The 12,921-nt window shown below is 51.2% G+C and carries 10 protein-coding genes; 7 read left to right on the top strand and 3 right to left on the bottom strand.

All coding sequences use genetic code 11. From position 1 onward, the window contains the following. The first annotated feature begins 146 nt into the window (after positions 1-146). Together B5X72_RS13455 and B5X72_RS13460 are read left to right on the top strand one after the other, a co-directional pair. Entirely contained in the window at positions 147-494 is a 348-nt protein-coding gene (locus B5X72_RS13455; protein ID WP_079717501.1) for a hypothetical protein, read from the top strand. Positions 495-521: 27 nt separating this feature from the next. Next, positions 522-1,268 carry a peptidylprolyl isomerase gene (locus B5X72_RS13460; protein WP_079717433.1) on the top strand — a complete coding sequence of 249 codons (747 nt, stop codon included), beginning with the start codon at positions 522-524 and terminating at the stop codon, positions 1,266-1,268. On the opposite strand, the gene B5X72_RS13465 is transcribed toward B5X72_RS13460, so the two are convergent. Next, complete coding sequence (locus B5X72_RS13465) at positions 1,265-3,034, bottom strand: hypothetical protein (protein ID WP_079717434.1); 1,770 nt, start codon at positions 3,032-3,034, stop codon at positions 1,265-1,267. The two genes, B5X72_RS13460 and B5X72_RS13465, sit on opposite strands and share 4 nt — an antisense overlap. A 298-nt stretch (positions 3,035-3,332) precedes the next feature. Between B5X72_RS13465 and B5X72_RS13470 the strand changes: the two genes are divergently transcribed. Both B5X72_RS13470 and B5X72_RS13475 read left to right on the top strand, forming a co-directional pair. Beyond that, positions 3,333-4,430: a vWA domain-containing protein gene (locus B5X72_RS13470; protein ID WP_079717502.1), complete on the top strand. Its 1,098-nt coding sequence runs from the start codon at positions 3,333-3,335 to the stop codon at positions 4,428-4,430. A gap of 129 nt (positions 4,431-4,559) precedes the next feature. Next, the gene (locus B5X72_RS13475) at positions 4,560-6,044 is read left to right on the top strand and encodes a sigma 54-interacting transcriptional regulator (RefSeq protein WP_079717503.1); all 1,485 of its coding nucleotides are present in this window, start codon (positions 4,560-4,562) and stop codon (positions 6,042-6,044) included. A gap of 205 nt (positions 6,045-6,249) precedes the next feature. On the opposite strand, the gene B5X72_RS13480 is transcribed toward B5X72_RS13475, so the two are convergent. Next, positions 6,250-6,726, bottom strand: a complete 477-nt coding sequence (locus B5X72_RS13480) for a DUF6702 family protein (RefSeq protein WP_079717435.1) — start codon at positions 6,724-6,726, stop codon at positions 6,250-6,252. A gap of 109 nt (positions 6,727-6,835) precedes the next feature. On the opposite strand from B5X72_RS13480, the gene B5X72_RS13485 reads away from it, so the two are divergent. From B5X72_RS13485 to B5X72_RS13495, 3 genes are read left to right on the top strand one after another with little or no spacing between them, the layout of a single operon-like run. Further along, a complete protein-coding gene (locus B5X72_RS13485) occupies positions 6,836-7,411 on the top strand; it encodes a HupE/UreJ family protein (protein WP_079717436.1) in 576 nt (191 codons plus the stop codon). A gap of 38 nt (positions 7,412-7,449) precedes the next feature. Beyond that, positions 7,450-9,792: a M1 family metallopeptidase gene (locus tag B5X72_RS13490; protein ID WP_079717437.1), complete on the top strand. Its 2,343-nt coding sequence runs from the start codon at positions 7,450-7,452 to the stop codon at positions 9,790-9,792. A 40-nt stretch (positions 9,793-9,832) separates the two neighbouring features. Then, complete coding sequence (locus tag B5X72_RS13495) at positions 9,833-10,918, top strand: Ldh family oxidoreductase (RefSeq protein ID WP_079717438.1); 1,086 nt, start codon at positions 9,833-9,835, stop codon at positions 10,916-10,918. Between the two features lie 311 nt (positions 10,919-11,229). On the opposite strand, the gene B5X72_RS13500 is transcribed toward B5X72_RS13495, so the two are convergent. Then, positions 11,230-12,888 carry an AsmA family protein gene (locus tag B5X72_RS13500; RefSeq protein WP_079717439.1) on the bottom strand — a complete coding sequence of 553 codons (1,659 nt, stop codon included), beginning with the start codon at positions 12,886-12,888 and terminating at the stop codon, positions 11,230-11,232. Positions 12,889-12,921 lie beyond the last annotated feature (33 nt).

Genomic DNA, 12,921 nt, shown 5'->3' on the forward strand with positions numbered 1-12,921 from the left:
TTGTAGAAAGAATTCCCCAAAATGTTGCTTTCCTTTCCCTCCGGGACGCAACAGACGGCCACGCTATCAGGGAATAGCAAACCGGTCTTCAAGCGACAATGGGCAATCGATGAAATTGTTAAGACAATTTTAGCTAAATTTGCATGGTGAACGCATCATTGATTAATAAGAGATGGTCTGAGCTGCAAGCCGATACGGCTAAGCAGTTCGACATGGAAAAGCCCGACATCAAGGTAATGCTGTTTCTCATCGGGGTGCAGGAGCTTGGTAAAGGCCCCATGAAATTTAGCAAAAGACAGAAGGAAGAATTAATGCACATCGCTACATGCCGTCTTTTTAGCGCTATGGGGTTTTATGAACTGGAAGGACTCGATCAAGAAGGCTGGCCACACTGGCGCCTTATCAAACCGATACCCAACTATACCCTTTTGGAGCAAGAGCTCATCATCAAATCATTGATCATCGATTATTTCGACGAAGCTATTCAGCAGTGAATAGCCCCTATACGTTTAAAAACGCTCATGAAGAAAACGCTGATACTCGTAGCACTCATTGCATCTATTCTTACATCGCACGCTGCCCCTCCCGCCAAGTACGTCCGGATCATCACACCAAAAGGCGAATGCCTGCTGAAGTTGTATGACGAAACGCCTTTACATCGTGACAATTTCACGAAGTTGGTCCGTGAGGGTTATTTCAAGGACTTATTGTTTCATCGCGTTATCCAGCATTTCATGATTCAGGGTGGCGATCCAAATTCCCGCTATGCGGCTGAAAAGCAGCGGCTGGGTGAAGGCGGACCGGAATACACCATTCCCGCCGAATTCAACGATAGCCTTTTTCATAAAAAGGGTGCCATTGGAGCTGCCCGCGACAATAATCCTGCAAAAGCCTCCAGTGGGTCGCAATTTTACCTGGTGCAAGGGCGTACCTTTACCGATAGCGGCCTGGATAGCCTGGAGCAATTGCGCCTCGGCGGGCGCAAAATCCCGCCGTACCAGCGGGAGGTATACAAGACACTCGGTGGTACGCCCCACCTCGACCAAAGTTATACCGTCTTTGGTGAATTGGTTTCGGGGATAGCTGTCGTCGATAGCATCGCCGCGGTACAGACCGATCGCTATGACCGCCCACTGCAGGATCAACGAATGGATATGGTGATGCTTACCCGGCGGGAGGCCATCAACTTCGAACGTGAGCAAGCCGGCCTGCCTCCGCATAATGGCATCTTCACCAAATTCTTTGATTTGTTCAAGCCGAAATACTAGTTGCCTTCTGCTTTCTTGCCAAATACCCGCCTGAAAAAGCCACCTGTTTTTTCTGCGGCTTGCTTAGCTTCTTCCGCGGCATTTAGCAGTCGTCGCTCGCGCTCGGGGCTGATTCCAGCACACTCCTTGATGCCCTGAGCCAAACTTTGCCAAAGCATTTTGAAAAAAGAATAAGTGGGCGGACGTGTATAATTAATCCGACCCCGATGATATTGGCCATTGGCATCGGGGTTACTATCATTGATGATAAAACTATTTGCCAGAAAGGATACGACGCGTTTCGACGACCGGCCTCCGTCATCCCCCTCGGTCAGTAAGTGGAGCCGCATGTTGTCATAGTCAAACCGCAGCGAACCCCGTGCCCGGCGATCATCAGCCTGCACGTCAAAGCGTAGGCCCTTTATGTTTGCACTACCTATCTCTGCGTTCAATAATGGTGTAATCATACGATTAAGCGGAGTGCCGTTCATGGGTCCAAGCTGTCCTTTATAGGTGTATTTGCCGTCTTTATCGAGCATATCAAACGCAAACAACACATCCAGTTTGCCGGTATTCATCAGATATGTGGTCAGCTGTGCCTCCATCACCTGATTCCGCAGCAACGCCGATGTATCGTTCGTCACGTTCCTAAAAACGCCACTTGCGTCGTCAAACGTTATTTTCCCCTCCTTCCCGTACTTTTTGCCCACCTCGGCGTAGCTGATGTTCAAATGATTGAGCAACACCGAATCAATTTTAATCGTCTGCTTCATGTTGAGCAACAATTGATGGGGCGACTTGCCCATCTTATTGGTCGCATGCCGGGGATAACGAAGATCATTGGATATCGCCACCGTACCGCTGTCGATATGCAGACTACCTGCATACAGCTTTCGGCTATCGACAAATCGCTGCAAATCGATGTCTTCAAGATGAATCGCCGGAAAGGCGATGATAGCCATATCTTTTGCCTGCTGGCTTCGCTTGTAGAATTCGCTCTTATTCATCCGCGGAGCGTACTTCAACCCCGTGACAAGCAGTCGCTTGTACAATGTAGCCAGCTGCACCCGGTCAAAGCTCACATAATAAAAGCTATCGGGCGTCTCATACCGGAAACCAGGCATGTCCACATCGATGGCCCGTGTCAAGTAAAACCGCGATGTATCAAACTGGGAAACCGAATCAATAAGCACATCACGCACATGGATGTTGAGATTGTTCAGCGCCGTTTCGTTTACAGCGGAGTCGGTGTTTTTGGTAAACTTAAACTGAATATCGTTAAGATAGATATTCCCTACGCTCACCTCGTTGAGCAGATGAGCGATCCGTTGGTAGAGTGTCCGTGGGTCGCGCTTTGTCGCTACCGTATCGTTGTAGACATGGTAGGTATTCACCACTTGAATAGCCGGCGTATCGATGATGATGTCATCGATGTTCAACCTGCGATCAGCGAGGATGCGGCGTGGATGGAATCGCCGGATCTGCAGATTGGCTATGCTAATGTTGTAAACATTGTCTGGTGCCTGTTGGTTAATCTCCATCTTTGCATACCTGGCGGTATCCACCGTCAGCCGCAGGTTTTCAATCGTAGCGTTTCCCGTAACCAAATTGAAACCCAACTCGTCATAAGCGATCAGGTAAAGGCTGTCCGTGGCGTTCATCACAGCTTCTTTGAGTCGAGCGTCCAATATCGGCCGCCAATGCCTGCTTAGGTACCAAGCACTCACCGATATCACCAATAGGAGGCTAACAGTAATCCCGATGACCCATTTCCAGATTGGTTTCATGAAACATAGCGTTACATTGACGGAGAAACAACAATTGGCCCTGAATGTTTCGTAAAGATAAGGATTTTCGGTGTAAAGTAAAAAACCACAAAACCGGATCTTGACTTACCGAAAAAAGCAGTAACTTAGGCCTGATGTTCGCTGCTTACCCGCACGACGTTGTTGGATGACTGGAACGCTCGCTCCGTCCATGCCCTTTGGGTACAATCCAACGGCGAAACATCGTGAATGGCGAAACATCTGAAGTTTGTTGTGCATCCGCGGACAGTACAAACAAAACAATAAAACAGCAGAACATATGCGTGGCTACCATTTCTCACAATATACACCCAATACGTTGCCAAAAGGCGGTTTTGATGAGTTGCTGAAACTTTTTATGCAACTGCTCCAATACACCGCGGGTGACGCTATGGAAGCATTGGCCTGGCTCAATGAGCTGGACAAGCAATACAACCTCACCACGGATGACTATGGCATAGGCGATTTCATCCAGGATCTTAAAGACAGAGGCTACCTTAGCGACGATCCAAGCTCAGGCCAATTCCGGATTACGGCTAAAAGCGAGCAGACTATCCGCCAATCGGCGCTGGAAGAGATTTTCGGCAAACTGCGCAAAAGCGGACGTGGCAACCACAACAGCAACCTCTCCGGATTGGGCGACGAAAAAAATGCCGACCGCCGGGAGTACCAGTATGGCGACAGCCTGGATCAGATTGATATGACCACGTCCATCCACAATGCACAGGTAAACCATGGTATTGGCAACTTCATGCTCACCGAACGCGACCTTGAAGTCGAAGAACGGGACTATAAAACACTGACGTCTACCGTACTGATGATAGATATTTCCCATAGTATGATCTTGTACGGGGAAGATCGCATTACGCCAGCCAAAAAAGTTGCGATGGCGTTGGCCGAGCTGATTCATACCCGCTACCCCAAAGACACACTGGATATCGTCGTATTTGGCAATGATGCCTGGCCCATTACGATCAAAGACTTACCCTACCTGCAAGTAGGCCCATATCACACCAACACGTTAGCCGGGCTTGAGCTGGCCACGGATTTATTGCGCAGGCGCAAAACCCATAACAAGCAGATTTTCATGATTACGGACGGTAAACCGACGTGCCTGAAGGAAAATGGCCGTTATTATAAAAACAGCGTAGGCCTGGATCGCAAAGTTGTCAACAAAACGTTAAATATGGCCGCTCAGTGCAAACGGCTCAACATCCCCATCACCACGTTTATGATTGCCCGCGACCCCTATTTACAGCAATTCGTCCGACAATTTACCGAAACCAACGGCGGAAGAGCATTTTACAGCTCTCTCCAGGGGTTGGGTGAGTATATTTTCGAAGACTACATCCGCAACCGGAGAAAAACGGTGCGGTAGGGGATGGCGGCACTTCGCTTCTGTATCCATGTTTAGTGTTCAACAGCCCGAATCGGTAGCATCGGAAATAGTAATCAGTAGCGGGGGCCAGTGATCGATACAATAAAAAACAACGATTTTAAAAATAGTATGACTCATATTCACACATTAGGCGAACTCAAAAAATCAGGATACCAATACCGTACCGTAAAAGACGAACTAAGAGCTAATCTCATCAGGCAGCTACAAGAAAAAAAAGCTGGGTTTAAAGGCATTGTCGGTTATGACGAGACCGTCATCCCCGAACTACAGACCGCCGTCCTATCCCGGCATAATATCCTACTGCTGGGATTGCGGGGGCAGGCAAAAACACGTATTGCCCGCCTGATGGTGCACTTGTTAGACGAATACGTGCCTTATGTGGCAGGGAGCGAGCTTTTCGACGATCCGTTGCACCCTATCTCATGGTATGCACGGAACGAAATCCAGGTAAAAGGCGACGACACGCCCATCGCCTGGCTACACCGTTCAGAGCGGTATACGGAAAAGCTGGCTACCCCGGATGTCACCGTAGCCGATCTCGTGGGGGATGTCGATCCGATTAAAGCGGCAACACTGAAATTGACTTATAATGACGAGCGTGTCATCCACTTCGGGCTGATTCCGAGAGCCCACCGCGGTATTTTTGTCATCAACGAACTGCCCGATCTGCAAGCCCGGATACAGGTCGCTTTGTTTAATATGCTACAGGAAAAAGATATCCAGATACGTGGATTCAAATTGCGCTTACCACTTGATATCCAATTTGTGTTCACCGCCAATCCGGAAGACTACACCAACCGCGGCTCCATCGTTACCCCGCTGAAAGATCGCATCGAAAGCCAGATACTGACACATTATCCAAACAGCATCGATATTTCCCGCAAAATCACCTTTCAGGAAGCGCGCGTCACTCCCGAGCAACAGGCAGCCATTGAAGTAGACGGCCTGTTGAAGGACTTGATTGAACAAGTAGCCTTTGAAGCTCGAAAAAGTGAATTTATTGACCAAAAATCCGGCGTGTCCGCACGCCTGACGATAGCTGCATTTGAAAATCTAATCAGTGCCGCAGAACGGCGGATGCTGATAGCAGGCCAACAGAAGACTGCCGCCCGCCTGTCGGATTTCGCTGGCATCGTACCAGCCATTACCGGGAAAATCGAGCTCGTCTACGAAGGCGAGCTGGAGGGACCTGTCCACGTTGCACACCGGCTGATCGGCTCTGCGATAAAAACCTTGTTTACACAGTATTTTCCGCACCCGGAGAAGACCAAAAAGTCGAAAATCGAAAATCCATACACCCCCATTATTGACTGGTTCACGGATGGCCACCGACTGGAATTGACAGATGAACTCTCAGACAGCCAGTATAAAAAAGCTGTGATGCAGGTACCTGGCTTACACGCCTTAGTTAAAAAGCTTCATCCGAAGCTTGCCGAAAGCCAGCAATTGCTGCTCATGGAATTTGTGCTTCATGGATTAGCCGAACATTCACAGCTCAACAAAAGCTACCTCGACGGCGGTATCGCCTTTGCCGATATGCTGGGGAGTCTATTTGACAACGACTTCAATGATGATGAATTTGAAGAACAGTGAGGCATCACGTAGCCGATCTCCAATCGGATTCGGTGCGCTTCGCTGCCGTCTCCTAGGTTTCGTATGCAACTACTTGTCAGGTAGTGTTAGGACACGGGGCTTGCCCAGGCACCCTTGGATGCGCAACGCAACTGGCAGACTCGCTCCGCTCATCCCCCTAGGTTGCTTTTGCGCATCCAAGGGTGCCTGATTCCGACTCCACTGGTCACCACACAAAAACGGCCCTACGCATCGGGTTGTCCAGCTTCGCGCTTTTCCGTTTGCCATAGGCCGTCACGTGCAAGATGTTGCTTTGCTTGGGAAATTGGTCAAATAAGATGCGGTTGTCTATGGTGATGCGCTGCACCCCGGCTACATTGCTGGCCTCAAGATAGCACCACGCCACGTCGTCCTCAATTTCGTAACCAAGGAAGCTTAAGGTTTTTGATGTTCCGTTTACACCAAGCTTAAGCTGCTTTCCAAAGTAATCCGCCAACAAGCTGTCTGTCCTGCGGCGATCGGCCGGATGTATGAGGTCAATTTTTGTCTTATACTCCGCACGGATCGCTTCTTCCAGGTCGTCATAGAAAATGCGGCAGCTTACTTCCATCGTTTTTGCCTTTTCGTTGAAGTCAATCGACGTAATGCTAACATAAAACGGATGGAAAACCAACAAAAAAAAGCCGATAATTATAGTCAACATGAAATTTAAGCCTCCATCAACGGAACGTCACGATATTTTTTCCGTTATCGATTGTGTTTTCGCCGCAATAAACGTAATATTGTCGCGAATATAACAACAAAACTTCAATATGCAGGATTTCGGGGTTTATTTCGAGTTGGGTCTACAGCACATCTTAGACCTTTCGGGATACGACCATATCCTTTTTGTCATTGCGCTTTGTTGTACCTATTTCATGAAAGACTGGCGAAAGGTCGTTGTACTGGTCACCGCATTTACCGTTGGCCACTCACTTACGTTGGCACTGAGCGTATTCAACCTTATCCGGGTAAATACCGAATTGATTGAATTCCTCATCCCGGTCACCATTGTCATCACCGCCTTCAGCAATGTGGTCAAAAAACGCAGGCGGGCATCAAGCACCGACTGGCTTACCTACGGCTATGCGTTGTTTTTCGGACTCATCCACGGATTGGGATTTTCCAATTACCTGCGGTCGCTGCTGGGCAAGGAAAGTAGTATCACGTGGCCTTTATTCGCTTTTAATGTGGGGTTGGAAATAGGGCAGCTGGCCATCGTTTTCGTGGTCTTGGTCGTCTCATTCATTGCCACGAGCATTTTTTCCGTATCGAGGCGAGACTGGACGTTTTTTCTGTCTGCCGCTATTTTCGGCATCGCTTTGGTGATGGCATTGGAACGGGTGTAAAAACCGACAGCTTAACACTTAACATAAAACATGAAAACATGAAACGAAGATACTATCAGTTGTTCATGCTTCTCGGGTTTGGAACGCTCTCCTCCCCCGTCCTGGCGCAATATCAAAACAATCCCGGTTCGAACCATGGGAACAAGTTTGAGCAGCTCGGCACATTATTGAGCGACCCGAACGTATACCGTACAGCTTCAGGCGCCCCTGGTCACCAATATTGGCAGCAGAAAGCTGATTACGTCATCGACGTAGAGGTCGATGACGAAAATCAGCGGGTCATCGGCGCTGAAACCATCACGTATACCAACAATTCGCCCGACCCCTTGACTTACCTGTGGATCCAGTTGGATGAAAACGAACACAAGGCCGATGCCGAAAGCAAGAAGTTCGACGAAAGCTCACTCGGTGATCAGGTGACCACCCGCCAGCTGCAGCAGCTTATAGCCCACGATAAAGATTTGGGTGTCAACATCCTGAAAGTGGCTGATGCGGCTGGCAAAGCGCTTCCATATACCATCAATTATACCATGATGCGCGTGGAGCTGCCAACCCCCCTGAAACCCGGCGCCAAGTTTGTGTTGCAAATCGATTGGCAATACAACATCAGCGATCGGATGACGGAAGGAGGGCGCGGCGGCTACGAATACTTTGCCGAAGACGGCAACTATCTTTATACCATTGCGCAATGGTACCCGCGTATGGCCGTATATTCCGACTTCCAAGGGTGGCAAAACAAGCAATTTACAGGTCGGGGCGAATTTGCATTGGCATTCGGGGACTTCAAGGTGAACATTACCGTACCGGCCGACCACATTGTTGGTGCCACGGGCGAATGCCGCAATTATGCCAACGTGCTCACCGCTGCGCAATACGATCGCTGGCGGCAGGCACAGCAGGCGGACGAGCCGGTGGAAGTCGTCACGCTCGATGAGGCCCGGCAAGCTATGCGAGGTAAGGCCAAGGGCAAGAAAACTTGGATCTATGAAGCCGAAAATGTACGTGACTTTGCCTTTGTGACATCCCGCCGCCTCGTGTGGGACGCCATGCGCGTCAAGGACGGCATTGCGGGGAACGCACCCATGGCCATGTCATATTACGGCCCCGAGGCCTATCCCCTCTATCGCCCATATTCCACAAAAGTTGTCGCCCACACCCTGAAGGTATATTCCAAGCACACCATTGCCTACCCCTATCCGGTAGCCATCTCCGTGGAAGCCGCCAACGGCATGGAATATCCCATGATTTGCTTCAACTACGGCCGTGCTGATAAAGACGGCACGTATTCAGAAGCCACTAAATACGGGATGATTGGCGTTATCATCCATGAGGTCGGCCATAACTTCTTTCCCATGATTGTCAACTCCGATGAACGGCAGTGGACATGGATGGACGAAGGCCTCAACACCTTCTGCCAGTTCCTCGCGGAGCAGGAATGGGATAAGGATTTCCCCTCACGCCGCGGTCCCGCACATAAGATCGTCGATTACATGAAGCTTCCGAAAGACCAGCTGGAGCCCATCATGACCAACTCGGAAAATATCGTGCAGTTTGGGCCAAATGCTTATGCCAAACCCGCCACGGCGCTCAATATCCTGCGTGAAACCGTGATGGGCCGTGAGCTTTTTGACTATGCGTTCAAGGAGTATTCCCGACGTTGGGCGTTTAAGCACCCCACCCCTGCTGACTTTTTCCGCACCATGGAAGACGCTTCGGCTGTCGATCTCGATTGGTTTTGGCGTGGATGGTTTTTCAGTACCGATCCCGTGGATATCTCCCTGGACGATGTACAGTACTTCCGGCCCGTGGGAAACCTGCAGGAAGCGCAAGCCGAGGCCAAGGCAGCCCACGAAAATGACCTAAATACCATTTCCCGCCGGCGCAACATCGAAGCCGGCGTCAATTTTGCCGTGGAGGCCGACACCTCCTTGCAGGATTTTTATAACAAATGGGATCGCTTCGCAATCACAGCGGAAGACAAGCAAGCCTTCGAGCAATACTACCAGTCGTTATCGGCAGAAGAAAAAGCGCTGTATGATGGCGAGTACCATTTCTACCAGCTTAAAATGAGCAATAAGGGCGGGCTGGTCATGCCCATTATCATTCAGTGGACCTTTGTGGATGGCACCACGGAAACCGAGCGGATTCCGGCCTATATCTGGCGGAAAAACGAACATGAAGTCACCAAGGTCTTTGCGAAAACCAAGGAGGTGAAGACCATCCTTATCGATCCCCTGCGGGAGACGGCAGATATTGACGAAGCCAACAATTCGTGGCCCCGCCAACATACGCCCACACGTTTTGAATTGTTTAAGCAGGGAACCGGGCCGGCGCGTGGCGCATCCGTCGGACCAAATCCCATGCAACGGGCAAGGCAATAAGAGAAGGCGACCCAACATTTATCGCAAAAAGCACAAGAACATGATCGTACAAGAACGGCAATTAAGGGATTTTACATACCGCATCTTCCAATCCATCGGATGCCCTGATGCCGATGCTGCGTTAGCGGCGGATGTACTCCTTTCGGCCGACCTGCGTGGCATTGATTCACATGGTGTGGCGCGACTCAGCGGTTATGTACGCTTATGGGAAAACAACCGGCTCAACCCAACGCCCCATATCCGCATTGTCCATGAGACACCGACTACCGCCACGGTCGACGGCGATGGTGGCTTAGGACTGGTGGTGGCCCCCTATGCGATGAACCTTGCCATCGAGAAAGCCCGGCAATATGGTTCCGGTTGGGTAGCCATCCGCCATTCCAATCATTTCGGTATCGCCGCTTATCACGCCCTGAAAGCCGTGGAGCAGGAAATGATCGGATATGCCATGACCAACGCCAGCCCACTGGTGGCTCCCACGTTTTCGTCCGAACGGCTGCTGGGCACCAATCCAATGTGCTATGCCTTTCCAGCCGGCGCCTATCCGCCCGTGGTGGTCGACATGGCCACCTCAGCTGCCGCCAACGGCAAGCTGGAAATCGCGCAGCGGATGAACGTTCCCATTCCCGAAGGCTGGGCATTGACGCCCGACGGCAAGGCTACCACCGACCCCAATGCGGTGACGGCCGGCGGCGCACTGTTGCCTTTGGGCAGCGAATATGGCCGAGGCAGCCACAAAGGGTTTGGATTATCCGCCACCGTGGACATCCTTTCCGGTGTATTGTCCGGCGCCAACTACGGCCCATGGGTACCGCCGTTTGTGGCGTACTTACAACCCGTAGCCGACCAGCCCGGCAAAGGCATTGGTCACTTCGTCGGTGCCATGCGTGTAGATGGATTCCGACCTGTCGCCGATTTCAAAGCCCATATGGATCAATGGATTAGCCGGTTTAAAAATGCCCAACGGATAAACGAGGAACAAGGTGTTATCATCCCGGGCGAACCGGAGTATCGCGCCACACAACACCGCAAAGAACACGGCATTCCATTGGTTGATGCCGTTTGGGAAAACCTGCAGGCATTAGCGGTCAAACTTGGTGTGGAAGGGATTGCAGACGAAACGTAAGAGACGGCAGCGGAAGTGGCGGCACCTTGGATATGCAACGCAACTGGAAGACTCGCTCCGCTCATCTCCCTAGGTCGCTTGTGCACATCCAAGGTGCCTTAGGAGGGAGAGGAAAGGCATAGCTGAGGGACTGGCATGTTGGATACGCAACGCAACTGGAAGACTCGCTCCGCTCATCTCCCTAGGTCGCTTGTGCACATCCAAGGTGCCTTAGGAGGGAGAGGAAAGGCATAACTGAGGGACTGGCATGTTGGATATGCGACGCAACTGGAAGACTCGCTCCGCTCATCCCCTAGGTCGCTTGTGCGCATTCAAGGTTCGAGTCCAATGCATTGCTTCGTCCCCTCACGGATGCTATGCCAGATCATCTTAAAGAACGAATATGTTGGATCGCGCACCAAATATACGCTGCCCTGATGGTATATCCCGTTGGCATCCGGGTTGCTATCATTCACCAAAAACCGGTTTGCAAAAAACGATACCACCGGCCTCGCCGATGTCTCGCCGTTACCGGCTTCCCTAAGCAAGCTTACCTTCAAATTCCGATAATCCAACTGCAGCGTGCCGCTCGTCTGGCGATCGTTAGCCTCCATCTCAAAGGCCATCGCCTGGATATCCGCCTGTTCAACCTCCACATTCATCTGCGGCGTGAGCATCCGGTTGAAGGACCTACCATCCATGCGTCCAACCTTGGCCTGATACGTATGCGCACCAAGGGTATCCAGCAGGTCAAAGCGAAACCTCACTTCCAGATCCCCAGCCCCCATGACGCGGGAGGTCGCATCAAGCTGCAGGAACCTGTTACGGGCCAGCATTACAGAATCGTTGGTCATATTGCGAATTAGGCCGTTAACATCGTCGAACGTCACGGTGCCCGCTTTGGCCGTCTGGTCGCTTACCTCCGTAAAACTGATATCCATTGCATTGATTAGCACCGAATCAATCGCGAGCCGCTGCTTCATCCCCAGCAACTGCTGGTGCGGCGACTCACCGATTTTATACGCAGGTGGGTTGGGCTTTGTTTTGTCTTTATAGACGGCGATGCTGCCACTGTCAATGCGAAGTACCGACGCTGCCAACGTTTGGCTGTTGACCCACCTTGCCAGGTTCACATCGTTTAATGCGACATGAGCAACCGCTATGCCTGCAATGTCCTTAGCCCGTTGCACCCGGCGGTAAAACTCGGCTTTGCTCACCGTAAGTCCATAACGCAGATCGCGGAGCGCCAATTCCCGCGTATCCGTTTGGAAACGCAGCGGCCCTACATGCAGCCGATAAAGGCTGTCCGGCCGGAGAAAATCGAGTGAATCTATCTCCAATCGGATTGCCCTCGCGAAATACAGGCGTGCCGTATCAAGCAACGAGGCCGGGTCTATCCTTATATCGCGTATCGCCAGGGTGATATCCCGTATCCGGACGTCCATCGCACTGCTGTCGTCCGTCATTTCAAATTGGCCGGCATTCAGTACCATGCGATTTACCCGAGTACCTGCCAACGTCTTAGCGAGGCGTTCGGCAAATGTATCCACAGTCGGGTCGGCGGCCGCCGTATCCTTGTCGGGCCAATGATGGCGGACAAGCTGTAACGATGGCGCGTCGATAACCACCGTGTTGACATGCACCTTCTTGCTGATAAGCAGCCGCATCAGTCCGACTCCTTTAACTTGGAGACGGCTTATCCGGACGAGATACGACGCGCCGGATGCCGGACGCTGCCGGCCATCACCCTTATAAGTTGCCGTATCGGGGATGAGGGAAACGTTTACGGCCGCCGCATTGCCCCCCAGCAACGACACCTCCAAGCGATCGTAGTTCAATTGATAACGGCCGTCTGTCTCGCGGGCGATCAGGTCCTTTAACTTCACCTCCATCCGCGGCTTCCACCGATGGTTTACATACCAATTACTTCCAATGATGAATACGATCAGGCCAGCGGCGATGCCAAGGCCCCATTTCCAAAAGGGCTTCATTACGATAAGAAACGCAACGGACGCCTAAATGTT

The organism is Parapedobacter luteus (assembly GCF_900168055.1).
Taxonomy (GTDB): domain Bacteria; phylum Bacteroidota; class Bacteroidia; order Sphingobacteriales; family Sphingobacteriaceae; genus Parapedobacter; species Parapedobacter luteus.

Coding starts and splice junctions, on each gene's coding strand:
- B5X72_RS13460 (WP_079717433.1), top strand. CDS start 522: ATGAAGAAAACGCTGATACTCGTAGCACTCATTGCATCTATTCTTACA.
- B5X72_RS13500 (WP_079717439.1), bottom strand. CDS start 12,888: ATGAAGCCCTTTTGGAAATGGGGCCTTGGCATCGCCGCTGGCCTGATC.
- B5X72_RS13480 (WP_079717435.1), bottom strand. CDS start 6,726: ATGTTGACTATAATTATCGGCTTTTTTTTGTTGGTTTTCCATCCGTTT.
- B5X72_RS13495 (WP_079717438.1), top strand. CDS start 9,833: ATGATCGTACAAGAACGGCAATTAAGGGATTTTACATACCGCATCTTC.
- B5X72_RS13485 (WP_079717436.1), top strand. CDS start 6,836: ATGCAGGATTTCGGGGTTTATTTCGAGTTGGGTCTACAGCACATCTTA.
- B5X72_RS13470 (WP_079717502.1), top strand. CDS start 3,333: ATGCGTGGCTACCATTTCTCACAATATACACCCAATACGTTGCCAAAA.
- B5X72_RS13475 (WP_079717503.1), top strand. CDS start 4,560: ATGACTCATATTCACACATTAGGCGAACTCAAAAAATCAGGATACCAA.
- B5X72_RS13490 (WP_079717437.1), top strand. CDS start 7,450: ATGAAACGAAGATACTATCAGTTGTTCATGCTTCTCGGGTTTGGAACG.
- B5X72_RS13465 (WP_079717434.1), bottom strand. CDS start 3,034: ATGAAACCAATCTGGAAATGGGTCATCGGGATTACTGTTAGCCTCCTA.